Consider the following 25512-nt stretch of genomic DNA (forward strand, 5'->3'; position numbering starts at 1 on the left):
TGCCGTGCTAGCGACGTTGCTGACGGCCCTGATTGCTCCGCCCGTGATTAACCAGGCCTTTGCCAATGCCGCCGCCACCTCCGCCGGCATTGGCAAAGGCCTGGTTAATCACGGGCGGAGCAATCAGGGCCGTCAGCAACGTCGCTAGCACGGCAAGCTTGATCAGCAATCTGAGCACTTCTGCCTCCCGGTCTTTAAGGCAAGCAAATCCTGCTGGACTCCCTAACTCCGACGGCGTGATAGATTTCCAGACTGAAAATCGGCACAGCGCACTGGCTGTGAGACATCGAGCCACGCCGTCGCAGCATCGCGCGGAAGCTGAGCGCCATGTTGAGGCTGAGTGCCATGCTGGAGAAGGCGAGCGGGATCCTGCCGGACGACAGACAAGAAGAGGTAGTCGCTGAGTTGCATCGGCATGGGCGCGACCCCAAAGGGGCCAACGAAGTTCTGACGACCATGCGGCGGTCGCAGGTTCTTCATGTCGATCACCGTCGTTAGACTGACGGGCATGACCGTCCTGGTGAGGCGCGCGAGATCACAACAAAAGCGGAAGCGTGCTTACGTCCGGCCGCGGGACCGTCTCAGGCTACAATTGGAGGTCGAAGCTGGCTCACTTCCGCACTCCGAATAAGTTCCCGCCATAACTTGGGATAAAGTTTTCTCCCGCCGCTGCGACGGGCTCATGCGGGATTGGCCAGCAAGCTTGCCGCCTTTCTAACCCCTAGAGCCATGGCGCGCGGATACACCGCGCTATGCACCAAGGTGCTCGCTTGCCGCGAAATAGCAAGGCGTGGTTACGCGGTGTTCCCAACCTCTTGATCGAGCCAAGATTGTCGAGCAATCAGTGTGTGAGCAGGAACCTCGAGAGGAGCGGCATGGCCACCGTTTTCATCACCGGCAGCGCGGATGGGTTGGGTCGAGCGGCAGCGGAATCGCTTCTAGATGACGGCCATCGAGTTGTGCTGCACGCCCGCTCGGCCGGCCGAGCTGCGGCCGTCGCCGATCTCGCCTCGCGGGGCGCAGCGGTCGTGATCGGCGATCTCCGCAGCGGGGCCGAGACTCGAGACATCGCAGATCAGGTCAACGCGATCGGACGAATGGATGCGGTGATCCATAACGCCGGCGTGTACTCGGAGCGAAGTCGCGGCTCGACGCCCGACGGCCATGCCGTCACTCTCGCAATAAACACCCTAGCGCCGTACATGCTGACGGCGCTGATCAAGCGCCCCGAACGGCTAGTGTACCTCAGCAGCGGTCTGCACCGCAGCGGGGAGGGTTCGCTGGCCGATTTGGACTGGACGAAGCGGCCCTGGGATGCGGCACGGGCCTACGCCGAAAGCAAGCTGCACGTCGCCGCACTGGCTTTCGCGCTGGCGCGGCGCTGGCCGCAGGTCTTGAGCAACGCCGTCGATCCCGGTTGGGTGCGAACAAGAATGGGCGGCTCGGGAGCGCCGGTAGATCTCGATACCGGGCAACGGACTCAGACCTGGCTGGCCGCAAGCGAAGAACCGGCCGCCTTGGTCAGCGGTCGTTACTGGCATCACCTCCGGCAGGAGCAGCCGGCCGGTGAGGCAACCGATCCGGAATTCCAGGACCGGCTCGTCTCCAAGTTGGGCGAACTGACGGGTGTTGTGCTTTCTTAGGCTAAGCGGATCACCGGCCGGTTTGGTCTGCCAGTCCCGACCATCCTCGCGCCACTCCGCCGCCTCTGATGCGTTATCCAGGTGCCGCGGCGAGCGAAGCGCAATCTGCGGTTCAACGCAATCGCGAGAGGCTGACGGGTGCAGGACGATGAGGGACGACAGGTCGCAGATTGCCGAGATCCGGGATGCTGTTCACCTCTGCATCGACATGCAGAACATTTTCGCTCCCGGCGGGCTGTGGGCAACGCCCTGGATGGAGAGGGTTCTGCCTGCGATCGCCGGGATCACTTCGCGCTACAAGACGCGAACCGTCTTTTCGCGCTTCATCACGCCTGAGGACCCGGAAGATCGTCCCGGGCAATGGCAGGCTTATTTTCGCCGCTGGAAGGAGGCGACACGCGCCCGGATTCCGCCGCTCGGCCTCGACCTTGTGCCGGCTCTGGCTCGGTTCGTCCCTCCGGCACGGGTGATCGACAAGCCAGCCTATTCGGCATTCAGCAATCTCGCCCTGGCAGGCCTGCTGGTCGAAAAAGGAGTGGGCACGGTGGTCGTCACCGGTGCGGAAACCGACGTTTGCGTTTTGTCGACGGTCCTGAGTGCGGTGGATCTCGGTTTCAGGGTCGTCATCGTGGAGGACGCTTTGTGCAGTTCTTCGGATATCGGGCACGATGCGCTCATGACGATGTATCGCACTCGCTTCCATGGGCAGGTGGATCTGGTAACGGCCGAGGAACTGGCGAGATTCTGGCGAGAATAGCCAAGACGTAGCGCCGAAGCGCTGCAACTTCTGAGGCGCAGCCGAAGCAAGTAGGCGCAGCCGATTCACATATCCTAATGCGCGAGGCGTCGCAGCCAATCACACTGATTGGGCTGGAAAGGGGGCTGCCATGGCGATGGACCGCGTGGAACAGGCCTTTGTTGCGACCGCCATCACGGGTTTTCTGGTGATGACGGGGGCGATTGTCTGGATGATGCTGAGCTGATGGGCCCGGAGGCAACCTTGCGCGTCGCGCTGCCGTACGCCGCCGTTGTTCTGTGCCTGGCGGTCACCGCCTGGCTCACCTTCGCGCATCTCTTTTAGCTGTCAACTTGCCGTGAGCGCGACGCTCGGGCGTTACGTCCGGCGCTAGCCTTCATCGGCGGGAGTTCGTGACACCCCAGCTCCTCACGCAGGCGCAGCGCACTGACGAGGTGATCGCTGTCGCGTAAGAGTACCAGCGCCTCGCGAACCAGCTCGCGCGAATTCGCCAGGACTCTTGAGTCCAGCGCGTAATCAGGTGTGTAGATCATCGCATCTCCCTCTATCTTTATCTTTGCGATGAGCGCCGCAAGCAACACGTGTCGCTAAGTGTCAGCCCCTCCGCTCGTTGATGAGCGCAGTCAGTTTCCGGGCCATTGCTGCCAGATCGATCGGTTTCTCCAGGAGCAACACGTCCTGGAACTCTGAAATGACGGTGATTTTGTCGTACCCCGTCGTGAACACGAAGGGCACGTGGCGCGATCTGAGCTCGCGGGCTACGGGGAAGATCATGTCGCTGCGAATGTTCACGTCGAGCACTGCGGCATCCAGAACGCCGCCATCGTGCAGAATCTCGATCGCGTCCTCGATGTGACCGGCCGGCCCGGCGATCTCCGCGCCGAGCGCGCGGAGCGTCTTGCCGATGTCGTCGGCGAGAAAATATTCGTCCTCGACGACGAGTATCCTCCGGCCCGCCAGAAGCATGTGTTGACGGGACGATGTGGGCGATGCCGACATGATGCCTCCAGCGCTGCTCCAGGCCGTTAGGAACCTAAAACGGGCCGCCGCCTTGGTCCAAACGATGTAATCGAAGGCGGGTTCCATGAGCAACCGCGACATCATCGTCATCGGGGGCTCGGCGGGGGCGACCGCACCCTTGAAGCAGATTTTGGGCCGCCTTCCGGCGGACTTGCCGGCGGCCATATTCATCGTCTTGCACATACCGGCGCAAGGCGTAGGCATTCTCTCGACGGTCGTAAGCGGCGCCGGCAAGCTGCCGGTCCGGCAGGCCGAAAACGGCATGAAAATCGAGACCGGTCACGTCTATCTGGCGGCGCCGGATCATCATCTGCTGTTGTCCGAACATCATGTGCTGCTCGGGCGCGGTCCGCGTGAGAACCTGGTACGACCGGCGATCGATGCCCTGTTCCGCTCGGCAGCGCTGCATCATGGCCCTCGCGTGATCGGCGTGCTCCTGAGCGGCCTGCTGTCCGACGGTGCAGCCGGTCTCAACGCCATCAAGCGTTGCGGCGGGATGACCGTGGTCCAGGACCCCTTGGACGCCATCTCCGACGAGATGCCGCGGCGTGCCTTGGAGGCGAGCACCATCGATCTGTGCGTGCCCGGCGCAACCATGGGCGACGTGCTGTCCGATCTCGTCAGGGAACCTCCGGGGGCGACATTGCCGATCCCGCCGGACATCCGCCTCGAAGTCGAGATTGCAGCCGGCGACCGGATCGGCAGCGACAGCCTTGTTGCACTTGCCGATCCCGTCGCGCTGACCTGCCCGGGCTGTGGCGGTGTCCTGTCCGAGGTCAAGGCAGCGCGTCCGATGCGTTTCCGCTGCCAGGTCGGTCATGCCTACACCACCGATGTCCTTGCAAAGGAGCAGGAGGGGCGGGTGGACGAAGCCCTGCGCGTCGCGCTGCGCATCATCGAGGAGCGAGCGGAACTGGTCCAGCGCATGGCCGCCGACGGCAGGCGCAGTGGCCGGTCCGCAGTCGCCGAGATGTATGACGCGCGCGCCGTCGAATATCGCGAATATGCCGACTTGATCCGGCGCGTCGTGCTACAGTCGCTCGATCCTCCGGCCCGCAAGCGGGAGGCCTGAAGGCGTGGCCATGGCCCTCTCACTTGCCGAGCGTACCGAGCAGCTCCATTCCGAGCAGCGACTTCTCGTCAAGGCCGATCAGGATATCGAGGAAGGCTGGCAGCGGGTGCGCGACCAGGAGGAGCGGGTTCGCGATCTTGTGGCCGGTGGCCACGACACGCGTCAGGCCGAGCGCCTCGTCGACCTGCTCAAGCAGACCCTGGTCGAGTGGGAGCGCCACCGCACCCTGATCGAGCAGCGCGTCATCTATCTTCAGCAGCAAGTCGATCCGGAGCCGCCTGCGTCCAGCTGAGGGGCGGTCTCCTGAACTCGGCGCCGATCTCGAACATGTAGTCGAACTGCCGCACGACACTCTGGCGCCAGCGGTCGTTCTCGTCGAACAAGCGGTGGGCGGCTGCCGTGGCGCCCTCGGCCCGCTTGATCAGGGCTGCGAGCTCTTCGGAAAATTGCATCGCGGGTTCCGGCGGCACGGCACGGCTATGGCCGTTTGCGCCGGGCATGACAACGCCCTGGGCGGAGGCGCGCGGGACCATTTCTGCCTTTGATCTGTTGGGGTAACATGGGTTTCTGCTATTTGCAGAGGCCGGGCGCCGGTTGCTCCCGGCCAGCCAATGAGAGCCAGCAGAGCCATGAATGAAGTCGGCGACCAGTCGGTCGAGGGAGAGCGTCAGGTCAAGGCCCCGCTGATCATCGGGGTCGGCGCGTCGCCCGGCGCCCTGGACAGCATCGAACGTTTCTTTGCCAAGCTCACCGTGGCGGCCGACCAGGCCATCGTCCTGGCGCTTCAGCATCACGAGGCCTTCGACGAGGCCCGGTTGCGCGAGATCGTGCGGGGATCCAATGGCGCCAAGGTCGCCGACATCGGGGAGGCCGAAGCGATCGAGGGGGGCACGATCTACCTGTGCCCGCCGGCGATGATCACCACCATCCACGGCGACCGATTTGCGATTCGCAAGGCCGAGCAAGCACCCGGCGAGCGAGCCACGATCGACAGTTTCCTGGTGTCGCTCGCCGAAGAGCGCGCCGAGCAGTCGATTGGCGTGATCCTCGCCGGCACCGGCGGCGACGGAACGCTCGGCACCGCGACGCTCAAGGACCACGGCGGTCTCGCCATCGCCGAGAAGGCCGTGAGTCCCGAGCCCGAGCATATGCTCGACGGCAACACACCCGCGGCCATCGCCGACTACGTGCTGCCGCCCGAGGATATCCCCGAACACATCCAGGTCTATGCCCGTCACCTGCGGCGCCTCGAGGAGAAGCAGGGCTTCGACGAGGTGCTGGCCGCGGCTGCAACCTCGCTCTCGCGCATCGCCGACATCCTGCGCAACAAGACCGGCAACGATTTCCATGGGTACAAGCAGAACACCTTCCTGCGTCGCGTGCAGCGGCGCATGCAGGTGGTCCAGATCGACGAGATTCCCGGCTATGTCGATTTCCTGCGGAACGATAAGGACGAGGCCCAACACCTCTTCAACGATCTTCTGATCGGCGTCACCGAGTTCTTCCGCGACAAGCGCGAGTTCGAGGTACTGGAGACCCAGATCATTCCGAAGATGTTCGAAGGCAAGGGCGCGGGCCAGCAGGTTCGAATCTGGGTGCTCGGCTGCGCCACCGGCGAGGAGGCCTATTCGATCGGTATCCTCTTGCGCGAGCACATGGCGCGGCTCGATTCCGCACCACAGGTCCAGATCTTCGCAACCGACATCGACGGGCGCGCGCTCGCCACTGCGCGGGTCGGCCGCTACCGCACCAGTATCGAGGCGGATATGAAAAACGAACGCCTCGCGCGCTGGTTCGTGCGCGAAGGCGATACCTATTGCGTGGTGAAGGAATTGCGCGAGATGTGCATCTTCTCGCAGCACAACGTCATCAAGGACGCGCCGTTCTCCAAGCTCGATCTCGTCTCCTGCCGCAACCTCCTCATCTATCTCAATGCCGAACTGCAGAACCGGGTGATCCCGCTGTTCCATTTCGCGCTGTTGCCGGACCGCTACCTCTTTCTCGGCAATTCCGGGAACGTGACACGGCATCCAAAGCTGTTCGCTCCGGTCGACCGCCGTGCCCGCATCTTCAAGAAGCTCGAGACCGGAACGCGGCTGCCACCGGAATTTCCGATCACGACGGCGGCGGGCAGGGCGCCGGTCGAGGTGCCGCCGGTGCGTTCGTTCGGACCAGATGTGGGTCTGGAGCGCCGCGCGCAGCGGATCGCCGAGCGCTACGCGCCGGCCTACGTCATCACCGACGACAATTTCCAGATCCTGCATTTTTCAGGGCGCACCGGCCGCTACATCGAGCCGACCGCGGGCGCCGCCACGCTCGACCTGCTCCAGCTCGTGCACCGCGATCTCAGGCTCGAATTGCGCACGGCGCTCAGCAGCGCCGCTGAGACCAATGAGGCAGCCCATGCCGAGCAGGTGCAACTCGGGCTGAACGGCCACCGCGTGCTCGTCGACATCACCGTCGAGCCGATCCAGGACGGCGCCGGCGGCCATCGCAACTTCCTCGTCCTGTTCAAGGACGGCCCGGTCCGGGTGATCGATACCAACCAGAGCAACCCCAATGTGCTGGTGCGTACCGAGCATGTCGAGCGTCTGGAAAGCGAGCTGCGGGCAACGCGGGAGCGGTTGCAGGCGACCATCGAGGAGCTCGAGAGCACCAACGAGGAGCTGAAATCCTCGAACGAGGAATATCAGTCGCTCAACGAGGAGCTGCAATCGGCCAATGAGGAGCTCGAGACCTCGCGCGAGGAATTGCAGTCGGTCAACGAGGAGCTGACCACCGTCAATGGCGAGCTGGCGCACCGCGTGCAGGAGCTGACACGCGCTACCAGCGACCTGAAGAATTTCCTCGAGAGCACGCAGATCGCAACCGTGTTCCTCGACAACGATTTGCGGGTGATGAATTTCACGCCCGCGATCACACAGGTCCTGCATCTGGTGGAAACCGACGTCGGCCGCCCGATCGCCCACATCAAGGCGCGTATCCCCATCGAGGAGCTCTATGACGACGTACGCCGGGTGCTGCGAACGCTGGCCAGCGCCGAGCGCGAGCTGACCGCGCCGGATAGTGGCACGCGCTACATCGTGCGCATCCTGCCTTATCGCAGCATCGACAATTTCATCGCCGGCGTCGTCATCACCTTCATCGACGTCACCGCGATCACGCGCGCGGAGGAGCGGCAACGCCTGCTGCTCGCCGAGCTGCAGCATCGCGTCCGCAACACGCTCGGCGTCGTGCGCTCGATCGCCCGTCGATCGGCGGAAACGAGCTCTACCGTCGAGGAATACGCCTCTCACTTGGACGGCCGGCTCAACGCCTTCGCACGCACCCAGGCGCTGGTGACCCGCGATCCGGGGGGCGGCGTCGATCTTGAATATCTCGTCGTCGAGGAGCTCCTGGCCTATAATGCCAGGGAAGGCGAGCAGGTGCGGGTCTCCGGCCCGAAGGTGCGTCTCCAGCCGAAGGCCGCCGAGACCTTCGCACTCGCCGTCCACGAGCTCGCGACCAACGCGTTGAAATACGGCGCTTTGAGCCGGCCCACGGGGCGGATCGAGATCGCCTGGCGCCTCGATGAGTCCACCGACCCGGCGGAGCTGGTCTTCGAATGGCGCGAGCGGGGCGGGCCGCAGGTCACACCGCCGCCGCGAAAGGGCTTTGGCACGGAGCTTCTCGAGCGCACGCTGGCGTTCGAGTTCAAGGGGCAGACGACGATGGCGTTCAGCGCTTCAGGACTGCAATGCACGATCACCATTCCTTTGAGCAAACGCACGTTCCATATGGCCGGGGGGAGCGCTAGTTGATGCCCGTGTCCACTCTAGATCGAAGCGTGACTGATCCGGTCGTCCGCAGGCTGAATGCGCTGCGGCCGTTGTCGGCCCAAGCCTCCGCTTCGCTTGAGCACGCCGCTCTCGAAGGGATGCAGCGCGCCGGATCGGGCGAGGATCTGATCTCGGAGGGCGATTCCGTCGACAGCGTCCGTATCGTGCTGTCGGGATGGCTCTGCCGTTACAAGACGCTCGAGGACGGCCGGCGCCAGATCGTCAACTTCATCTTCCCTGGCGAGACCTGCGACGCGCATGCGTACCTGCTGACGGTGATGGATCACTCGATCGCGACGCTGACGCCGGTCGTCTATACCGAAATCAAGCGCACGCGCTTCGAGAGCCTTGTCGCTAGCGACCGTTCGCTCGCGGAAGCGTTCTGGTGTGAGACGCTCGTGAACAGCGCCATCCAGCGCGAATGGGCCATCAATCTCGGCCGCCGTGTCGCGCTGGAACGCGTGGCGCATCTGTTCTGCGAGATTTTCGAGCGGCTGCGCCCGGTTGGAATGGTCGACGGCAATTCCTGTATCATGCCGGTAACCCAGATGGATCTGGCCGATGCCACCGGCCTGTCGGTGGTCCATCTCAATCGCACCGTGCAGGAATTGCGCGCCAACGGCCTGATCGTACTGCGCGAGCGAACACTGACCATCACCGATCTCGATGCACTCAAGGACGCCGCGCTGTACTCGCCGGGCTATCTGCAGCTCTATCGCAGTAAGTAGCTTCTAACGCTAGCTGTCACGCACCAGTCGAGCCGTTCGCGACCGTCCAGAGTGCGGCGCGCGAGGCCGTGGTGATCTAGCGTGCTGCGATGCAGCGTTTGTCAGCCTGCGCGCAACGATCGCATTTGCTTAACCTATGGAAATGCTGGAACTCAGTTCCGCTCCGAAGCTGCGAAGGCTGCCCGCCCGGGCCGCCCCGGTGCGGCAGGTGATCGGCCCCGGCGCTCTGAGCCTCCGGCCGGGGGCCGACTCCCTTCAAGCCAGATCATCCGTGAACGCAGAAAATGACCGCCAAACGCAATCGAACCAAACAGACGCATTCGCTCCAGGAGCGTTTGCAGATATCAGCCGAACAGGCCCGCCAACATGCCCGCCGTCTTCCGGCCGGCAAGGAGCGGGAGATGTTGCTGCGCCGTGCGAAGCAGGACGAAGTGGCTTCCAGTCTGACCGATTGGTTGACCGCCCCGGCCGTCCGCAAGCGCTGGCAAGGAGAGGGCAGATCATGAAACATTACCGGGCGTTTCAGATTAACCCCGACGGCCATGTCTTCGGTTGCATCAACCTCGTCTGCGACGGGGAGGAGGATGCCAAGCGTCAGGCGCAGGCGCTCGTGAGCTTCTATCGCATCGAGCTATGGCGCCTGGACCAGCGCGTCGCCAGGTTCGAAGCCGTCTCGCAAGTGCCGGATCGTGTGAAGCAGCTTGGCGACCGGGCCCCGCGCGCCAGTCTGCGATGATGGCATCATGCCGGTGATTTGCCCGACGTGTCAATCAATTTCGGAAAAATCGTAGCGATCCGTGTTCGGGATTGCCGGCTACTTTGCATGGGGTTGTTTTCGAGTTTTTTGCGGAGGCCCGTCAGCCGGTGGATGTCCCGGTGCGCCAGACGCCTCTGCTCGCTGCGGCAGGTTACCGACGGTCGTGCAACCCGATAGCTACAACATCGGCTCGAACTGGCAGTGCACCAGCAGCTCGGAGACCGAAGCGTTGTTCGGCAGCATGAGAACGGTCTCAACCAGTCGTGCGATGTCGCCGGGCTGACTCATCTCGTGGCGGGGAATCTCGTCATCGTTCAGCGTCATGTCGGTGGCGACATAGCCGGGGCATATGACGGTCGCCCGGATTCCTGCAGCGCGACCCTCGCGGCGGATGCCGTGCGTGAGCGCGACCACGGCGAATTTGGTCATGGCGTAACCGACGTTACTTCCCACGCGCTTGCCGGCGAGCGAGCCGAGGTTGACCACTCGCCCGTGGCCGCAAACTGCCAGATGGGGCAGGGCGGCCCTGATGACACGGAGCGGGCCTTTGACGTTGATCCGCCACATGTCTTCCAATTCGTCTTCACCCTCGTCGGAGACGCGGACCTTCGGATTGATGCCGGCTGCGTTGACGATGGCGTCCACGCCGCCCCATCGCGCGAGCGTTGCCTTGACCCATGCCTTGGGGCTCTCGGCGTCGTCAGCGTCGTAACGGTGCGTCATGAGCCTCGGACTCTCCTGCAGGGCGCTCGGATTACGAACTCCCGCCGAGACTCGGAAACCCGATGCCAGCAGTCGATCGACCACGGCGCGTCCGATGCCGCGCGAGGCGCCCGAAACCATGACGATCCGGTTATTGACCTCCAGCATGTACGTTTCTCTCTCAAGGGTGAGCCAAAAAGGACCGTAGCGAATGTAGGGGGACGTGGCCGGAAGCGAGTAAGAGCAATTCACTCTGCCTGTATCGGTGACGCTTATGGGATCGCTTGGCGGAGCTATCGGCCATGCTTATGAGGGCAGACCGAATCCGTTCTATCCGTGCCCATTTATGTGAACGTAGTGTTCCGCCGCTCCGCTTGATCGCAAGAGAGCCATGCGGATGGGATTTGCGGACTTTCGAACGGCATTGGTGACGGGTGCGTCCTCGGGAATCGGGGCTGCGACGGTTCGCCGCTTGAGCGCAGAGGGCCTCGAGGTTTATGCGACCGGCAGGGACGCGGGACGGTTGGCGACCTTGTCGGCGGAGACCGGGTGCCGCGCCTGTGCGGTTGACGTGAACGATCTGGGCGCGCTGACGGAACTGGCAGGCTCGGCCGAGTTCGATGTGCTCGTCAACAACGCCGGCCAGTCCCGACGCAGCAATATTCTGGATACCGCCCCTGAGGATGTCGACACGCTCGTGGACGTGAATTTGCGGGCGGTCCTCCATCTTACGCGGCTGATCGTGCCGGGCATGGCCAAGCGTGACCGTGGGCACGTCGTGAACATCTCCTCCATTGCCGGCCACTATGCATTCGGCGAGAACGCGACGACGTTCAATTCGTCCGTCGCCTATCACGCGACCAAGGCCGGCATCCATTCGCTGTCGCAGCAATTGCGCGTGGACCTCTTCGGCAGCCGGGTTCGCGTCACCGAGGTGTCGCCGGGCCGGGTCGCGACCGGCATTTTCCAGAACCCGGACGTCGGCGGCGACGGGAATGATCGCTTTGTCGGCGCCTTCGAGACGCTTCAACCCGAGGACATTGCGGACGCGATCGCGTTCGCCGTGGGATCGCCGATGCGCATGAACGTCGCGATGCTCGAGGTCATTCCAACATTTCAGGTCGTAGGTGACCTGCGATTTGCGCGGCGGACAGAGGTCGCGCAACAGACAGAGATCAAGAAACGGAGCTGACGATGCCTGAACTTGCGAACCGCCTCAAAACCGTAAAAGTGTCCGCCTCGGCGGCGATGACGGATAAGGCGCGTGAGCTGCGCGATGCGGGCGTCAAGATCGTCAGCCTGTCATCCGGCGAGCCCGATTTCCCGACGCCTCCGCATGCCATCGACGCCGCGCATCGGGCGGCCCTGGCAGGGGATACCAAATACCCGGCGATGCCGGGGACGGTGGCCCTGAGAACCGCGGTCCAGCGCAAGTTCAAGCGTGAGAACAATCTCGATTATGCCCTCGATGAAATCCTGATCGCCAACGGGGGCAAGCAGATCATCTTCAACGCGCTGTTCGCCACCTGCAATCCCGGCGACGAGGTGGTCATTCCGGCGCCAGGCTGGATCACCTACGCGGACATCGTTCTCCTCGCCGAGGCGACGCCAGTTTCGGTGCCGTGCCCGGAGAACAACCAGTTCAAGCTGCGGCCGGCGGATCTCGAGGCTGCGATCACACCCAAGACGAAGTGGCTGATCCTGAACTTCCCGAACAATCCGACCGGCGCCGCCTGCTCGCGCGCCGAGATGCGCGCGATCGCGGACGTCATGCTCGGGCATCCCGACGTCTGGATCCTCACCGACGACATCTATGAGCACCTCACCTATGACGGTTTCGAGTTCTGCACGATTGCGGAGGTCGAGCCCAGGCTGAAGGATCGCGTCGTAACGGTGAACGGCGCGTCCAAGGCCTACGCCATGACGGGATGGCGCGTCGGCTATTGCGGCGGCCCCAAAAGCTTGATTGCCGCCATGAACAATGTCCACGGTCAGGCGACGGGCGGCATCTGCACGCTCAGCCAGGCGGCCGCCGTGGCTGTTCTGGACGGTCCTCAGGGTTATCTGAAGGAGCGGGCCGATATCTATCGCGACAGGCGCGATCTGGTGGTCTCGCTCCTCAATCAGATCCCCGGCATCACCTGCCACAAGCCGCAGGGTGCATTTTACGTGTTCCCGAACATCGCCGGTTGCATCGGCAAGACGTCCAAGGGAGGGCGGCGGCTGGACACCGATGCCGACTTCATTTCGGCCCTTCTGGAGGAGCAATACGTCGCCGCCGTTCACGGCGGAGCCTACGGAATGAGCCCGTATTTCCGGATTTCCTATGCGACCGATATCGAAACGCTGAAGGAGGGATGCCGGCGCATTGCGAGCTTCTGCGAAGGCTTGCGCTGACGGGAGGTAGGTAAGGGGCGGCCCGATGACTGAAGTTCAGGCACAGGCTGCCACACCCATTGTCATAACCGTTTGCAATGCCCCTAAATGGAGACAATCTTGGTCCTATCGGATGTCGGCGTCTAAGCTTTGCTTAAAGAGGGGTAGATCTTGGGATCGCGCAGTCGGGGACGGCCAGCAATGACCAGCGACGATGCGGTGGCTGTTGTAAGTGCCCAACCAGAGGCCCGACAGGGATCGCGGTGGCGCCTGAGCTTGCCCGCCGGGCTGCTCGCGCTCCCGATGATGGTCTTCCTGGCCTACTTCTTCTTCTATCCCGCAATCAGGCTGCTGTTCTCGAGCATACAGACGCAGAACAGCCAGGGAATTATCGGGCCTCCCTTCACGCTCGCGCACTACGCAAGGCTCATCGATGTCGAGCTCTATGCGCGCGTGTTCTGGACGACGCTCAGGATCAGCCTGATCACGTCTGCTCTTGCGACCGTATTGGCCTATCCGGTTGCGCTGGTCATGGTGAAGAGCCGCCCCCTCGTTACGCGAATTATCACGCTCATCGTCATCGCGCCGCTGGTCGTCAGCGTCGTCGTGCGTGGCTACGGGTGGCAGTTGATCCTGGCGAACGGCCCGAAGGGGATGTTGAACTGGATCCTGATGACGCTGCACATCGTCGATGGGCCGGTATCGGTCCTCTATACCGAGAAAGCCGTGGTCATCGGATCGTTGCATGTGTTCTTCCCGATGATGGTCCTGCCGCTGGCATCCGCGCTCGGCAAGATCGATCGCAATCTGGAGGATGCGGCCCGCGTTCTCGGTGCGCCCTGGTGGAAAGTCTTCCTGCGGGTGACGTTGCCGTTGAGCATGCCCGGTTTCGTGGCGGGCTTCACCCTGGTGTTCTCGCTGACGGCGGGCTCCTTCGTCATCCCTGCCATCCTGGGAGGGGCGTCCGCGATCATGCTGGGCAATCTGATCGAGCAGCAGATTTTCGTCGTGTACGACTGGCCGTTTGGTGCGGCGATCGCTGTGGTCCTGGTGGGTGTCGTTTTCGCGGTCAATGGTTTCTCGATGTGGCTTCTCGAGGGCCGCCGTCTCCGGAGGCCGACCTGATGGACGAGCATTTTTCCGGCTTTGGTGCCTTTGTGCTCTATGCGATCACGACCGCGATGATGGTCTTCATCATGGCGCCGCTGCTTCTCGTTATGGCGGTGTCGGTTTCCGACTCCTATTTCGTGACGTTTCCGCCTCAGGGTTTTACGCTGAAATGGTACTTCAAGGTCCTCGGGGATCGAGACTTCCTGGAGGCGATGCGGCTGAGCATCCTGCTGGCGCTCGGCACGACGGCGGGCTCGCTGCTGCTCGGTGTGCCGGCGTCGTTTGCGCTGGTACGCGGAAATTTCTTTGGCCTGGCGGCCATCAAGGGCTTCCTGCTCTCGCCATTGATTTTCCCCGCCCTGGTGACGGGCCTCGCGCTGCTCCAGGTCCTCACCAAGCTCGGCTCGCAGGATGCGAGGCTGAACCTGCTGATCGGGCACGTTGTCGTGACCTCGCCGTACGTCATCCGGACCGTGGTCACCAGCCTTCAGCTGGTGGACGAGAACCTGGAAGATGCGGCTCGGACGCTTGGTGCGAACCGGCTGTGGACTTTCTGGCGTGTGACGCTGCCGCAGATCGCATCCGGGGTTGCCGCCGGAGGTCTGTTCGCCTTCATGGTGTCCTTCGACAATTACCCGGTCACGATGTGGCTCGCCAATTCCGAGTACTCGCCGGTGCCGCTCGTGCTGATGCGGCAGCTCGTCAACGTGTTTGATCCTTCCGTGCCAGCGATGTCGACGATCATCATCCTAATGGCGATGGTCGGCGTCCTGCTTCTGGAGAAGCTGGTAGGTCTTCGCCGCGCGCTGGCCGCCTGATTTTTACTTCGTAGATGGAGATTGGACCATGAGACTGACGCGTAGAAATCTCATCAAGGCCGGTGCATCCGCGGTTGCTTTCCCGACGATCATCAGCCGGGCGTGGTCACAGGACGCCAAGCAGCTTCATGTCGGCGTCTACAACTCCGCCCTGGGTAAGCTGATCCAGAAGGAAGTCATTCCCAAGTTCGAGGCGGAGTTCAAGTGTCGCGTCTTTACGATTGAAGGAGCGACCCTCTCCAACATCGCTGCACTCCGCGCGACGCGCGATACGCCGCGATACAGCGTCATGATGATGGATGATGTCGGCATCCCGCAGGCGAAGCAGGAGGGTTTGATCGACAAGCTCGATCCTGCCAAGATTCCCAATCTCGCGAAGGTGTATCCGCGCTACATCTTCGAGGATGGCTACGGCGTCGGGTTCTCCATCTCGAGTGCGGCCCTGTTCATCAACCCGCAGGTGACGAAACCAATCGAGAGCTATGAACAGATCTTCGATGCGAAGTATCGCAAGCAGATTCTGCTGAACACGCCGAAAAACACCCAAAGCGTGCTGATGCTCATCGCCGCGACATCGCTCGTGACGGGCAAGCCGTTCAAGGAAGCCCAGTATCTGGTCGATCAGGGTTGGGACAAGCTGGCGACACTGAAGCCGAACGTGCTGACGATCTATGACAGCGAGGCGCAGGTCCTCCAGGTCGCCCAGGGACAGGCGACGATCGGCGGCATCGAGTATTCGAAGGCCATTTACCCGCATACGGCGAAGGGAATGCCCCTCGACATGACCTTCCCCAAGGAAGGCGCGTTCACGGGCATCAACAGCATGACGGTGGTCAAGAATGCGCCCGAGCCGGAACTGGGAGCAGCACTCATCAACCGCATTCTCGAGCCGTCGGTTGCCAAGATGCTCTCTGAGCAGACGCTGAGTGCGCCCTCGGTCAGCGGCATCGACTTCAAGCCGGAGACGGCGAAGTTCCTCGCATATCCGGATACCAAGGCGACCGATCTCGGGCTCTTCACGCCGGATTGGAATTTCATCGTGCCGCGCCGCGGCCCCTGGCTGGAGCGTTACAACCAGGTCTTCACAAGCTAAGGCGGATAATCATGAGGTCCTCCGAAGTCAGGCTTGAACGTCTCAGCAAGGAATACAACCGCGTCGTCGCGGTCGATGAGGTGTCTCTGACGATCGAGCCGGGTCACATGGTGGCCCTGCTCGGTCCAAGCGGATGCGGGAAAACGACCTGCCTTCGCATGATCGCTGGGTTGATCCGCCCGACATCCGGTGATGTCCTGGTGAACAACGCGAAGATCACCGATGTGCCGGTGCATCGGCGCAACATCGGGATGCTGTTCCAGAACTACGCGTTGTTTCCGCACATGACGATCGAGGAGAACATCGCATTCGGCCTGCAGATGCGAGGGATCGCCAAGGCGGAGGCCGCCAAGAAGGTCGCCGCGGCGCTGAGCCTTGTCCAGCTTTCGAACTTCGGGAAGCGATATCCGACCCAGCTCTCGGGTGGCCAGCAACAGCGCGTTGCGCTTGGGCGAGCGCTGGTGATCGAGCCTGCGATGCTGCTGCTCGATGAGCCGTTGGGTGCGCTCGACAAGGGGCTTCGCGAAAGCATGCAGGTCGAATTGCGAGCCCTTCAGCGGCGACTGGGCCTGACCACGATCATGGTGACGCACGACCAGGACGAAGCCCTGACGATGGCTGACAAGATCGTCGTCATGCGGGACGGCAAGCTCGAGCAGGTCGGCTCGGCGACCGAGATCTATCAGCGGCCAGCCTCCAAATTCGTCGCGAAGTTCATCGGTGCCTCCAACCTGTTCGAGGGCAAGGTCGAGCAGCGCAACGGAAATGGCGCGATCATTCGCGTGTCGCAGGATCTGAAGCTCCAGGTCGATCAGGTACCGGCTTCTGCCGCGGACGTGATGGTCTCGATCAGGCCGGAAGCGATCATCGTCGAGGGAGCCGATCAGGTTGGTGCGGCGGATCGGCCAAACAGTGTGGCTGCGCGGATCGATCAGGTCGTCTATCGCGGCTTCGTCAGTCACTATTATCTGAAGACGGCGAGCGGTGAGCAACTGATTGTATTCGAGCAGAACCAGTCGCAGCAATCGGAGCTCCGCTACGCGGTAGGGCAGCAGGTCGTTGCGCGATGGAACGCACCGAGCAATCACGTCATTGCGCGGCACTAAAATTCGGGGTCGCAAGCCCGCGGATCATCAAACCGGATAGCGAGCGCAACTCATGCGCTCGCCGGCGTGCGCCCCGGTGCAGGCGGCAGGACATCTCGCCAGCAATCAATATCCCCTATACCCGCAGAGCGACAACGTGTTGGTTCGGCTCGCGCGGGTCATCTAGATTTGGGCGTAGCGGCCACGAGGCCGCGCGTCGATCTCCGGAGCGCTGTTTGTCGATCACCCACCGCGTTTCTCCCTTCATCGGCGTGCTCGAGAAGGACCCAAAGATCAGCTTGATCGGCACACTGGCCATGCTGGTGGAGGCGCCGGGGGAGTTCGACCTTGTTCAGCAGGGCCGCATCTGGTCGCTTGCCGATGTACTTTCGTCCTGGCCCAATGTCGAAGAAGCCGTCGTTGGCGTGACCAACGTCATGCTCACGTTTGTGCAGCCGCCGAACGACATCGGCGCGCTTGCAGCAGATATTATCGAGCTCTGGCATCGTTTGAGCCCGCGTAATGCGGACGGCAAGCTGATCGAGATTCCCGTCGTCTACGGCGGCGAGCTTGGCTTCGACCTGCCGGCGGTGGTGGCGCGCTCGGGATTGTCGGCGCAGGAAGTGATCAGGATCCACAGTGAGGGTGAGTATACCGTCTGTGCGATCGCTAGCTCCCCGGGATTCGGTTATCTCCACGGCCTCGATCCCCGCATCTTCATGCCGCGCAAATCGGTCCCCTCGCTCAACATGCGCGCGGGCTCGGTGACGATCGGCGGGATGCAGACCGGCGTTGCGGTGCTCACGAGCCCGAACGGCTGGAACGCGATCGGCTGGGCCGAGATCGCGATGTTCGATCCCCACAAGACACAGCCGTCGCTGATGGCACCGGGCGATCGCGTCAAGTTCAGAATCGATCGGATCGAACTGTGATCGAAATCCTGACCAGCCACGCGTTCAACACGATCCAGGACCGTGGTCGCCGCGGCGTGCGCCGCTTCGGTGTGAGTACGTCCGGCGCCATGGACCCGGTCGCTCTCGAAGCCGGCAACGCGCTTCTCGGCAACGATGGTGACGCCGCGGGCATCGAGGTGCAGACGTTTCCCTTCCGCCTGCGTTTCAATGCGGACATCTCATTTGCGCTCACTGGAGCTGATTGTGATGCGAGGCTGGGGCAGCGAGCCGTTCCGCCCTGGTGGCGGATGCGGGCGAGAGCAGGAGATGTCCTCACGATCGGCTCGCCCAAACGCGGTGCCCGCGTCTACGTCTCGCTCGAAGGTGGTATCGACGTTCCACCGGTGCTTGGCTCACGGAGCACGCATCTTCGCGCGGGATTCGGCGGATTGGACGGGCGTGCCTTGCAGTCGGGCGACGTCGTGCCGATCGGAAATCCGCGGCGGGACTCCTCGGGGCGCGTCGAGTTTGGTGCCGAGCCACCCGAGATCGCTATCGCGGAGTCCGATCCGCGGGAGGATCGCGTTCTGCGGGTGCGCGTCATCCGCGCTGGAGAGCACGACCTGTTTTCCGAGGAGATGCAGGCGATGTTCTGGTCGACAAGATGGAAGATCAGCGCGCAGAGTGATCGCGGCGGGTATCGGCTCAGCGGAGCGAAGCTGACATTGGCTGCACCGGTCGAGATGCGTTCGCATGGCGTGGTGGCCGGCGTCGTACAGGTGCCGCCGGGCGGTGAGCCGATCATCCAGATGAGCGACGCCAACACGGCGGGGGGGTATCCGAAGATGGCCGCGGTGATCCAGGCCGATCTGTGGCGCCTCGGCCAGGCGCGGTCGGGATCATTCATCGCATTCAGCGAGATCAGCTACCAGGATGCCGTTGCCGCCATGGCTCCCGTCAACGAGTACATCGGCAGGGTGCGCGCGACGGCCGATCTTTATCGAGCTCTTTGAGTGGAACTAAGCAACAATCAAGAAGGATGGTTCAAACATGAAAATCGGCATCAACTCGGACATGGGCGAAGGCTTCGGCAACTATCGCATTTGTGACGACGAGGCGCTCATGGGAATCGTCTCCTCCGCCAACGTGGCGTGCGGCTTCCATGCCGGCGACCCCATCATCATGGATCGCACGGTCCGCATGGCAAAGACCAAGGGGGTTGAAGTCGGCGCGCATCCGGGTCTGCCGGATCTGCTCGGATTTGGCCGCCGCGTGATCCAGATGGATGCGGCCGAGCTCGAGAAGCATATGGTCTATCAGATCGGTGCACTCCAGGGCATCGCGGCCAATGCCGGCCATCGCGTGACCCATGTCAGCTTCCATGCAGCGATGGGCAACATGGTGAACGCCGATCCGGATATGGCCGCCGTCGTCGCCCGCGCAATCGCAACCATCGATCGTGACTTCATCGTGTTCTCGCAGCCCGACGCCGCGATCGTACATGCCGCCCGCAAGGTCGGCCTGCGGGTGCTGACGCTCTTTCTTGCCGATCGTGCCTACGACGAGAACGCCCATCTCGTGTCCCGCAAGCTGCCCAATTCGGTCATCACCTCGTCGGAGGCAGTGGCGGAGCGGGTTCAGAGGTTTTTGGACAGCGGCACGGTGAAGACGATCGAAGGCAAATCGATCAAGGTCGAGGCGCGCTCGATTCTCATTCACAGCGACACTCCCGGCTCCGTCGATCTCGCGGCCACGGTGCGGCGTGTGGTGGAGCAGGGCGGCGGCGAGGTCGCCCCGGCGGCGGTGCTGGTCAACTAGCTGCGCGGGACCTCGCGGGCCCTCGCTCAGGTCGAGCTGGCCTCGACAAAGGGGCGAATTCTGGCGATGGGCGTTCCGTAGCCGACCATCGCGCCCGTCTCGGCGAGGACAGCATCGAGGATACCCTCGGCCGGAGAAAGAACCGGCGCATAGATCAGGCCAACCTTGACGAGGCCGACGATCGCGCCGGCCTCGATCCGTTGGCCCGATTCGACGAACGGCTTTGTCTGCCAGGGATGCCCGGCGAGGAAATGCCCCGCGATATCAGCCGTCGCGACGACGTGCGGATCCTCATGAGGGCTGGATGCTGCGACCGGCGCCGGCGAAGACCCGCCAGTCTCCACGACGAGTTTCAACGACTGGTCCTTGTCTTCGATCTCGATGGAGGCGACGCCGTATATCTCCAGGAGCCTGGCCAGACGTTCGATGTGGGATGCATCTATCGGCATCTGCGAAGCTCCTCGAGAAGTCGAACGTTGGTCCTGAGCCGGTCAAGATAGGCTGACATATCGGTCTCGGCAGCAAGCGCATCCGGATAGGCCGTTTGCTCGAAGCGCAGTCTACTGCCGAGCCTTGCCTGCCCGACGCGCCAAAGATCAGCCTTGATCACGGTTGCGATTTTCGGGTAGCCGCCGGAAGTCTGCGCATCGCGCATCTGGATGATCGGCTGTCCATTGGGCGGGATCTGGATGACGCCCGGGACGATGCCGTGCGACCGTTTTTCGATCGGTGAGATCGGTTTCACGGCGGGACCTTGCAGGCGGTAACCGTAGCGGTTGCTCTGCGGCGTGATCTTCCAACTGCTGCGCCAAAACAGGTCCTGCGTGGCGCCGTCGAACGCATCGTATTCGCCGGCGATCACGACCCTGACCGGGATATCGTCCTGCGCATCCGGCCGGGCGAGGGCGATGTCGGCCGGTTCGATCCCGAGTTCGCCGATGCCCGTTGCCGGGCTGGGCTCGGCGCATGGCAGCATATCCCCCGGCTGGAGAGGTCGCCCGTGAAGGCCGCCGAACTCACCGCGGAATTGGGTGCTCCGTGATCCCAAGACCACTGGCACGTCGATACCACCACTGACGGTCAGATAGCATCGTGCGCCACGAGGCATCGCCTTGAGGGTGAGAACGTCGCCGGCGCGTGCCTGCGACCGCCACCAGGGCGGGATCATTCGTCCTCCGATCTGGGCTTCGACCTCGGCGCCCGTGAGCGCAAAAGCCATGCTCTGGGAGAAACGGAGCTTGAACGGTGTCATCGGGATCTCAATGCCCGCGGCGTTCTCCTCATTGCCAAGCAGGATATTGCCGGCGCGCAAGGCGATGTCGTCCATCGCGCCCGAGGTGCCGACCCCGAACCGATATTGGTCGAAGCGGCCGAGGTCCTGGACACTGGTCGGGCCGAGGACTGACATGATCTCGATCAACGGATCACCCGTTCGATCTCGAAGCGGATGGTGTCGCCCGGCGCGAGCGCGGCCGGCGTCGGCCAGGATGAATCGAAGAACGTCCAGGTCGTGTGTCCGATGGCATGCCAACCACTGGGGCCCGGTGAAGCGGAGACCCCGGTCTGCGATCCACCGATGGACACCGAGCCGCCGGCGGAACGTTGCAGCGGCGTCTGACGGCGCGGCATCGTTATGCGAGGGTCCATGCCGCCGAGGTAGCAATAGCCGGGATGACTTCCCAGCGCGAACACGGTGTAGAGAGGCGCAGCATGGATCGATACCACGTCGTCAACGGACAGCCCGGAGTGTTCGGCAACGGCCTGGAGTGACGATCCGATCTCTCCGCCATAGGTGACGGGCAGCCTGATCTCGCGACCGCCGATCGCAAACTCCTTCGCTTCGTCCCATCCGTCGTTGAGGGCGGCGATCAGAGAGTCCAGTTCGCGGGGAGGTGTTTCGAAGGTCAGCATCAGATTGGTGATGCCCGGGATGGCTTCGCGGATTCCCGGCCACTTCGAAGCCGCCGCGGCGAGCGCCCAGATGCGTTGCTGGTGCGGCAGGTCGAACGTGCCGGGCGCCTCGAAAAGAAGAGCTGACGTGCCGAGCAGGCTGATCCGTGGTCGATCGCGAGCCGTCATTTCGCGGCTCTCCGCTCAGCCATCCAATGCTCCAGATGATGGATGTCGTAACCACCCCGGCAGAACGTTGGATCTGACAGAATAGCCTGATGCAGCGGAACATTGGTTCGAACGCCCTCGGCGCGTAGCTCGGAAAGCGCGACGCGTGCGCGTGCCAGTGCTTCGTCGCGGGTAGCGCCATGGGCGATGAGCTTGCCGATCAACGAGTCATAATGACGCGGAACATCGGCGCCGGTGACGATGTGCGAGTCGACACGGATGCCGATGCCGCCGGGAACATCCCAGCGCGTCACCGCGCCTGGTGAAGGTGCAAAGGTGATCGGGTCTTCCGCGTTGATGCGAAATTCCACGGCATGACCGCGCCGCGCGATATCCGCCTGCGAGATCAGCACCGGCTCGCCGCGTGCAATGCGGACCTGCTCCCTGACGATGTCGATGCCCGTGGTCATCTCGGTAACGGGGTGCTCGACCTGCACGCGCGTGTTCATCTCGATGAAGAAGAACTGCCCGTCTTCATAGAGGAATTCGAAGGTGCCTGCGCCGCGGTAGCCGATCCGCCGACAGGCTTCGACACAGCTCTCTCCGACTCGTTCGACGAGCGCGCGGTCGATGCCGGGGGCGGGGGCCTCCTCGACGACCTTCTGGTTCCTGCGCTGGAGCGAGCAGTCGCGGTCCCCGAGCCAAAGATGGTTATTGTGCTGATCGCACAGGACCTGAATTTCGATATGGCGCGGCTTTTCGAGGAATTTCTCGATGTAAACGGCGGCGTTCTTGAAGGCCTGGCTCGCTTCGGCGCGCGTCAGCGCGAGCGCGTCAGCGAGTTCATGCTCGGCGCGCACGATCCGCATGCCGCGCCCGCCACCGCCGCCTGCGGCCTTGATGATGACGGGATATCCGATCTCCCGTGCGATGGCGCGTACCCCGACCGGATCGTCGGGCAAGGCGCTGTCCGGGCCAGGCACGCAAGGAACGCCGGCCATCCGCATGGCTCGTTTGGCCGCGACCTTGTCGCCCATGATCCGGATACAGTCTGCCGGTGGGCCGATGAAGGTGAGGCCGGCCTGTGCGACCTTGTCGGCGAAATCAGCGCTTTCCGACAGAAATCCGTAGCCCGGATGAACCGCCTGCGCGCCGGTAACTTCCGCCGCGAGCAGGATCGCTGCAGAATTCAGATAGGTGCTGCTCGCCGCGGCCGGTCCGATGCAGAGCGCTTCATCTGCGAGCGCAACGTATCGCGCATTCCGGTCCGCCTCGGAGTGAATGACGACGGTCTTGAGGCCCATCGTCCGGCAGGCGCGCTGGATGCGAAGCGCGATCTCGCCGCGATTGGCGATCAGGACCTTGTCGAACATCAGGATGGGCCTGCAGGTCGGATCCGGAACAGCGCCTGTCCCGCTTCGATCTCGTTACCGTCCTCGGCGAGAACGGCCAGAACGACGCCGGATGTCTCGGCGGTGACGTCGATGAAGGTCTTCATGGCTTCGATGATGCATATTTTCTGGCCTGCTTCGATGGTGGTGCCGATCTCCACCAGCGGCGGCTCATTTGGCGCGGCAGCCCGATAAAACACGCCATGCATCGGCGCGGGTACGACGATCTCTTCGGCATCGGGCACGGCCGGCTCATGCCTGGGAACGCGCATCCCGTCTGATCCATGCGGGACACGAGGCGAGACCGGATTCGCCTCGCGCGGCACAGAGCCTTTCAGGATGCGGACGCGCGTCCCGTCTTGCGTCAGCTCCAGCTCCGCGATACGCGATCGCGAGACCAGATCGACCAGTTGCTCGATTTTAGCGAGGTCCACGGTCATCGCCCCTGTCTAGCGTATCGATATGCGCCTCTCGACCATCAGGTCGTGGTCTGCCGATGTCTCTGCGCGAAGTTGAGGCCGCCAACCACCTGCTGGGTCGGCAGCACCTCCATGAATGCGACGTTCATGCGCGCGGGCGAGCCGACCGCGAAAGCAATGGAATTGGCGATGTCCTCGGGCTGCAGCGCGTCGTAGTCGTCGAAAAAGCGACGCTTGGCCTCGGCAAGATCGCCCAGCAGCCGTCCGAAGACTTCCGTCTCCACGCGGGCTGGCGAAACTTCGGTCACGCGGACCCGGGTGCCATAGAGATCGACGCGAAGCTGCTGCGAGAGCGAATGGATGCCTGCCTTCGTTGCGTGGTACACGGTATTCCCCCCGCCGAAAGCATAATGGCCGGCGATCGACGAGATGTTGACGATGTGGCCACGGTCGCGCTTCGCCATACCGGGCGTGATCAGCCGCGTCAGATGCAGGACGGCGCGCAAATTGACGTCGATCAGGGCATCGACATCGTCAGGCGTGGTGTCCAGGATATTGCCACGCCGGGACTGGCCGGCATTGTTGACGAGAACGTCGAATTCGGCCGAATTTGCCAGCGCCGTCAGCGCTTCCAGGTCGCTGACGTCAACGGCGCAGGCGTGGCAACCGGTCTCGGCCGAGAGGGCCGTCAGCCGGTCCGCATCGCGCGCCACCGCATAGACGTCCAGCCCCTCGGCGCTCAGGCGGCGAACCGTCGCAGACCCGATGCCCGAGGACGCGCCCGTCACCAGCGCCGTTCGATAGTCTGAAAATCCCATTCGTTCGGCTCCTTCGTGCAGCGTTACCTATAGGCCCGGCGGGTTCCAGGTGGTAAGAATATTTCGTTCTAGTCCCATAGCCCCAGCGTATTGCTGCCGCCGTGATGACCTTGTTGTTGGGAACCCCGTATTGGATACGCGCCGCCTCGAAGCCTTCGTCAAAGTCGTCGATCTCGGAAGCATGTCGCGTGCGGCGAAACTGCTCAACATTGCCCAGCCGGCGCTGAGCCAGCAGATCGCCAGCCTGGAGGTCGATTTCAAGCGAAAGCTGCTGGACCGCAGCGCCCGGGGCGTCAGGCCGACCGACGCGGGGCAGATCCTCTACCGCTATGCCAAGTCGATCCAGCGGCAGATCGACGAGGCGCGGCGTACTATTCTGGAGAACCGATCGGGGCTGACCGGCAACGTTACGATCGGCCTGGCGCCCCTCAGCTCGGCGGCATTGCTCGCGATCCCGTTGCTGATGCAGCTACGTGAACGCTATCCCGGAATCGTGCTGCACATTTACGATAGTTCCGGGGTCATGCTCAGCGAAATGGTGCTGAAGGGCAGCATGGACATCGCCCTCCTGTACGGCGAACGTCCGGTGACCGGTCTCGATTACAAGCCGCTGATGCGCGAGCACTTTTATCTGGTCGCGCCCCGCAGCATGTATTCGAAGCAGGTGCCTCCGGAAGAGGTTTCGGCGGCGGAGCTCGCGCAATTCGACCTGCTTCTTCCATATCGAGAGTCCTTCCTGCGACAGGCGGTCGAACGGGTCTGCGCCGAGGTGGGACTCCGCCCGCGCGTCATCGCCGAGATTCATTCGCAATCGACTCTGTCCTCGGCGATCGCAGCCGGAATGGGTGCTGCCGTGCTACCCATGTCGATCGCAAAGGCATTGCCAAACCTCGATGAACTCAGCATTCGGCGGATCGATGCGGCGTCGGCGTCGCAGCAAATGTCGCTATGCATTTCCGACAACGTCGCTTTGTCCGATGCCGCATTCGCTGTCTACAAGATATTGCTCGAGATCATCGTCAAGAACTGGGGGCCGTTCGATTGCCCCTCCGACTCGGCTGCCGTCGCTAGTGGCAGCCCAACTTCGCCTCTGGGCGCTTCCAAGGACGAGCCATAACGAAATACGATGCGGCAAT

General features: G+C 63.0%; 27 protein-coding genes. 17 read left to right on the plus strand and 10 right to left on the minus strand.

Features of this window, described 5'->3' with window-relative positions:
* Positions 1 to 875 precede the first annotated feature (875 nt).
* Positions 876 to 1643, plus strand: a complete 768-nt coding sequence (locus SO180_RS23740) for an SDR family NAD(P)-dependent oxidoreductase (RefSeq protein ID WP_449381255.1) — start codon at positions 876 to 878, stop codon at positions 1641 to 1643.
* A gap of 148 nt (positions 1644 to 1791) precedes the next feature.
* On the plus strand, positions 1792 to 2400 hold the full coding sequence (locus SO180_RS23745; protein ID WP_449381256.1) for a cysteine hydrolase family protein: 609 nt from the start codon (positions 1792 to 1794) through the stop codon (positions 2398 to 2400).
* Between the two features lie 594 nt (positions 2401 to 2994).
* On the opposite strand, the gene SO180_RS23750 is transcribed toward SO180_RS23745, so the two are convergent.
* The gene (locus SO180_RS23750; RefSeq protein WP_449381257.1) at positions 2995 to 3510 is read right to left on the minus strand and encodes a response regulator; all 516 of its coding nucleotides are present in this window, start codon (positions 3508 to 3510) and stop codon (positions 2995 to 2997) included.
* Here SO180_RS23750 and SO180_RS23755 point away from each other — a divergent pair.
* Positions 3485 to 4492, plus strand: a complete 1008-nt coding sequence (locus tag SO180_RS23755) for a chemotaxis protein CheB (protein WP_449381258.1) — start codon at positions 3485 to 3487, stop codon at positions 4490 to 4492. The two genes, SO180_RS23750 and SO180_RS23755, sit on opposite strands and share 26 nt — an antisense overlap.
* 19 nt (positions 4493 to 4511) lie before the next feature.
* On the opposite strand, the gene SO180_RS23760 is transcribed toward SO180_RS23755, so the two are convergent.
* Both SO180_RS23760 and SO180_RS23765 read right to left on the minus strand, forming a co-directional pair.
* Entirely contained in the window at positions 4512 to 4754 is a 243-nt protein-coding gene (locus SO180_RS23760) for a hypothetical protein (RefSeq protein WP_449381259.1), read from the minus strand.
* Positions 4735 to 4944, minus strand: a complete 210-nt coding sequence (locus SO180_RS23765) for a hypothetical protein (protein ID WP_449381260.1) — start codon at positions 4942 to 4944, stop codon at positions 4735 to 4737. The genes SO180_RS23760 and SO180_RS23765 overlap by 20 nt, the downstream gene beginning before the upstream one ends.
* A gap of 177 nt (positions 4945 to 5121) precedes the next feature.
* Between SO180_RS23765 and SO180_RS23770 the strand changes: the two genes are divergently transcribed.
* The 4 genes from SO180_RS23770 to SO180_RS23785 all read left to right on the plus strand — a co-directional run bounded on the left by SO180_RS23770 (position 5122) and on the right by SO180_RS23785 (position 9774).
* Positions 5122 to 8292 carry a CheR family methyltransferase gene (locus SO180_RS23770; RefSeq protein WP_449381261.1) on the plus strand — a complete coding sequence of 1057 codons (3171 nt, stop codon included), beginning with the start codon at positions 5122 to 5124 and terminating at the stop codon, positions 8290 to 8292.
* Positions 8292 to 9038, plus strand: coding sequence for a Crp/Fnr family transcriptional regulator (locus tag SO180_RS23775; protein WP_449381262.1), 747 nt, complete (start codon positions 8292 to 8294; stop codon positions 9036 to 9038). The genes SO180_RS23770 and SO180_RS23775 overlap by 1 nt, the downstream gene beginning before the upstream one ends.
* A gap of 284 nt (positions 9039 to 9322) precedes the next feature.
* Positions 9323 to 9544, plus strand: coding sequence for a hypothetical protein (locus tag SO180_RS23780; RefSeq protein WP_449381263.1), 222 nt, complete (start codon positions 9323 to 9325; stop codon positions 9542 to 9544).
* Positions 9541 to 9774 (plus strand): hypothetical protein, encoded by a 234-nt coding sequence (locus SO180_RS23785; protein WP_449381264.1) that lies wholly within the window; start codon positions 9541 to 9543, stop codon positions 9772 to 9774. Before SO180_RS23780 ends, SO180_RS23785 begins: the two co-directional genes overlap by 4 nt.
* A 198-nt stretch (positions 9775 to 9972) precedes the next feature.
* On the opposite strand, the gene SO180_RS23790 is transcribed toward SO180_RS23785, so the two are convergent.
* A complete protein-coding gene (locus SO180_RS23790) occupies positions 9973 to 10665 on the minus strand; it encodes an SDR family NAD(P)-dependent oxidoreductase (RefSeq protein WP_449381265.1) in 693 nt (230 codons plus the stop codon).
* Between the two features lie 229 nt (positions 10666 to 10894).
* On the opposite strand from SO180_RS23790, the gene SO180_RS23795 reads away from it, so the two are divergent.
* From SO180_RS23795 to SO180_RS23835, 9 genes are all read left to right on the plus strand, one after another.
* Positions 10895 to 11689: an SDR family oxidoreductase gene (locus SO180_RS23795; RefSeq protein ID WP_449381266.1), complete on the plus strand. Its 795-nt coding sequence runs from the start codon at positions 10895 to 10897 to the stop codon at positions 11687 to 11689.
* A gap of 2 nt (positions 11690 to 11691) precedes the next feature.
* A complete protein-coding gene (locus tag SO180_RS23800) occupies positions 11692 to 12894 on the plus strand; it encodes a pyridoxal phosphate-dependent aminotransferase (protein ID WP_449381267.1) in 1203 nt (400 codons plus the stop codon).
* Between the two features lie 255 nt (positions 12895 to 13149).
* Entirely contained in the window at positions 13150 to 13998 is an 849-nt protein-coding gene (locus tag SO180_RS23805) for an ABC transporter permease (protein ID WP_449381268.1), read from the plus strand.
* Positions 13998 to 14801 carry an ABC transporter permease gene (locus SO180_RS23810; protein WP_449381269.1) on the plus strand — a complete coding sequence of 268 codons (804 nt, stop codon included), beginning with the start codon at positions 13998 to 14000 and terminating at the stop codon, positions 14799 to 14801. The genes SO180_RS23805 and SO180_RS23810 overlap by 1 nt, the downstream gene beginning before the upstream one ends.
* Positions 14802 to 14829: 28 nt before the next feature.
* On the plus strand, positions 14830 to 15894 hold the full coding sequence (locus SO180_RS23815; protein WP_449381270.1) for an extracellular solute-binding protein: 1065 nt from the start codon (positions 14830 to 14832) through the stop codon (positions 15892 to 15894).
* 11 nt (positions 15895 to 15905) lie between these two features.
* Positions 15906 to 17000: an ABC transporter ATP-binding protein gene (locus SO180_RS23820; RefSeq protein WP_449381271.1), complete on the plus strand. Its 1095-nt coding sequence runs from the start codon at positions 15906 to 15908 to the stop codon at positions 16998 to 17000.
* A gap of 215 nt (positions 17001 to 17215) precedes the next feature.
* Positions 17216 to 17911 carry a 5-oxoprolinase subunit PxpB gene (gene pxpB / locus SO180_RS23825; protein WP_449381272.1) on the plus strand — a complete coding sequence of 232 codons (696 nt, stop codon included), beginning with the start codon at positions 17216 to 17218 and terminating at the stop codon, positions 17909 to 17911.
* Entirely contained in the window at positions 17908 to 18885 is a 978-nt protein-coding gene (locus SO180_RS23830) for a 5-oxoprolinase subunit C family protein (protein WP_449381273.1), read from the plus strand. The genes pxpB (SO180_RS23825) and SO180_RS23830 overlap by 4 nt, the downstream gene beginning before the upstream one ends.
* A gap of 37 nt (positions 18886 to 18922) precedes the next feature.
* Complete coding sequence (locus tag SO180_RS23835) at positions 18923 to 19690, plus strand: LamB/YcsF family protein (RefSeq protein ID WP_449381274.1); 768 nt, start codon at positions 18923 to 18925, stop codon at positions 19688 to 19690.
* A gap of 26 nt (positions 19691 to 19716) precedes the next feature.
* Here the strand turns inward: SO180_RS23835 and SO180_RS23840 are convergent, their stop codons facing one another.
* Genes SO180_RS23840 through SO180_RS23865 form a run of 6 tightly spaced genes read right to left on the minus strand, consistent with a single transcriptional unit; the run spans position 19717 to position 24376 of the window.
* The gene (locus SO180_RS23840) at positions 19717 to 20139 is read right to left on the minus strand and encodes an acetyl-CoA carboxylase biotin carboxyl carrier protein (RefSeq protein ID WP_449381275.1); all 423 of its coding nucleotides are present in this window, start codon (positions 20137 to 20139) and stop codon (positions 19717 to 19719) included.
* Complete coding sequence (locus tag SO180_RS23845; RefSeq protein ID WP_449381276.1) at positions 20130 to 21098, minus strand: 5-oxoprolinase subunit C family protein; 969 nt, start codon at positions 21096 to 21098, stop codon at positions 20130 to 20132. The genes SO180_RS23840 and SO180_RS23845 overlap by 10 nt, the downstream gene beginning before the upstream one ends.
* 8 nt (positions 21099 to 21106) lie before the next feature.
* Positions 21107 to 21769, minus strand: coding sequence for a 5-oxoprolinase subunit PxpB (pxpB, locus tag SO180_RS23850; protein WP_449381277.1), 663 nt, complete (start codon positions 21767 to 21769; stop codon positions 21107 to 21109).
* Positions 21766 to 23121, minus strand: a complete 1356-nt coding sequence (gene accC, locus SO180_RS23855; RefSeq protein ID WP_449381278.1) for an acetyl-CoA carboxylase biotin carboxylase subunit — start codon at positions 23119 to 23121, stop codon at positions 21766 to 21768. Before accC ends, pxpB (SO180_RS23850) begins: the two co-directional genes overlap by 4 nt.
* The gene (locus SO180_RS23860) at positions 23121 to 23573 is read right to left on the minus strand and encodes an acetyl-CoA carboxylase biotin carboxyl carrier protein (protein WP_449381279.1); all 453 of its coding nucleotides are present in this window, start codon (positions 23571 to 23573) and stop codon (positions 23121 to 23123) included. The genes accC and SO180_RS23860 overlap by 1 nt, the downstream gene beginning before the upstream one ends.
* 44 nt (positions 23574 to 23617) lie before the next feature.
* Entirely contained in the window at positions 23618 to 24376 is a 759-nt protein-coding gene (locus SO180_RS23865; RefSeq protein WP_449381280.1) for an SDR family oxidoreductase, read from the minus strand.
* Positions 24377 to 24506: 130 nt separating this feature from the next.
* Here SO180_RS23865 and SO180_RS23870 point away from each other — a divergent pair, with 130 nt between their 5' ends.
* On the plus strand, positions 24507 to 25493 hold the full coding sequence (locus SO180_RS23870) for a LysR substrate-binding domain-containing protein (RefSeq protein ID WP_449381281.1): 987 nt from the start codon (positions 24507 to 24509) through the stop codon (positions 25491 to 25493).
* Positions 25494 to 25512 lie beyond the last annotated feature (19 nt).

The organism is Bradyrhizobium sp. UFLA05-112, from assembly GCF_053572325.1.

Bases quoted from the DNA above. Each gene is read 5' to 3' on its own strand.
- SO180_RS23740 (WP_449381255.1), top strand. From the start codon at position 876: ATGGCCACCGTTTTCATCACCGGCAGCGCGGATGGGTTGGGTCGAGCG.
- SO180_RS23745 (WP_449381256.1), top strand. From the start codon at position 1,792: ATGAGGGACGACAGGTCGCAGATTGCCGAGATCCGGGATGCTGTTCAC.
- SO180_RS23755 (WP_449381258.1), top strand. From the start codon at position 3,485: ATGAGCAACCGCGACATCATCGTCATCGGGGGCTCGGCGGGGGCGACC.
- SO180_RS23750 (WP_449381257.1), bottom strand. From the start codon at position 3,510: ATGACGATGATGTCGCGGTTGCTCATGGAACCCGCCTTCGATTACATC.
- SO180_RS23765 (WP_449381260.1), bottom strand. From the start codon at position 4,944: ATGCAATTTTCCGAAGAGCTCGCAGCCCTGATCAAGCGGGCCGAGGGC.
- SO180_RS23770 (WP_449381261.1), top strand. From the start codon at position 5,122: ATGAATGAAGTCGGCGACCAGTCGGTCGAGGGAGAGCGTCAGGTCAAG.
- SO180_RS23775 (WP_449381262.1), top strand. From the start codon at position 8,292: ATGCCCGTGTCCACTCTAGATCGAAGCGTGACTGATCCGGTCGTCCGC.
- SO180_RS23780 (WP_449381263.1), top strand. From the start codon at position 9,323: ATGACCGCCAAACGCAATCGAACCAAACAGACGCATTCGCTCCAGGAG.
- SO180_RS23785 (WP_449381264.1), top strand. From the start codon at position 9,541: ATGAAACATTACCGGGCGTTTCAGATTAACCCCGACGGCCATGTCTTC.
- SO180_RS23790 (WP_449381265.1), bottom strand. From the start codon at position 10,665: ATGCTGGAGGTCAATAACCGGATCGTCATGGTTTCGGGCGCCTCGCGC.
- SO180_RS23795 (WP_449381266.1), top strand. From the start codon at position 10,895: ATGGGATTTGCGGACTTTCGAACGGCATTGGTGACGGGTGCGTCCTCG.
- SO180_RS23800 (WP_449381267.1), top strand. From the start codon at position 11,692: ATGCCTGAACTTGCGAACCGCCTCAAAACCGTAAAAGTGTCCGCCTCG.
- SO180_RS23810 (WP_449381269.1), top strand. From the start codon at position 13,998: ATGGACGAGCATTTTTCCGGCTTTGGTGCCTTTGTGCTCTATGCGATC.
- SO180_RS23815 (WP_449381270.1), top strand. From the start codon at position 14,830: ATGAGACTGACGCGTAGAAATCTCATCAAGGCCGGTGCATCCGCGGTT.
- SO180_RS23820 (WP_449381271.1), top strand. From the start codon at position 15,906: ATGAGGTCCTCCGAAGTCAGGCTTGAACGTCTCAGCAAGGAATACAAC.
- SO180_RS23835 (WP_449381274.1), top strand. From the start codon at position 18,923: ATGAAAATCGGCATCAACTCGGACATGGGCGAAGGCTTCGGCAACTAT.
- SO180_RS23840 (WP_449381275.1), bottom strand. From the start codon at position 20,139: ATGCCGATAGATGCATCCCACATCGAACGTCTGGCCAGGCTCCTGGAG.
- SO180_RS23845 (WP_449381276.1), bottom strand. From the start codon at position 21,098: ATGTCAGTCCTCGGCCCGACCAGTGTCCAGGACCTCGGCCGCTTCGAC.
- pxpB (WP_449381277.1), bottom strand. From the start codon at position 21,769: ATGACGGCTCGCGATCGACCACGGATCAGCCTGCTCGGCACGTCAGCT.
- accC (WP_449381278.1), bottom strand. From the start codon at position 23,121: ATGTTCGACAAGGTCCTGATCGCCAATCGCGGCGAGATCGCGCTTCGC.
- SO180_RS23865 (WP_449381280.1), bottom strand. From the start codon at position 24,376: ATGGGATTTTCAGACTATCGAACGGCGCTGGTGACGGGCGCGTCCTCG.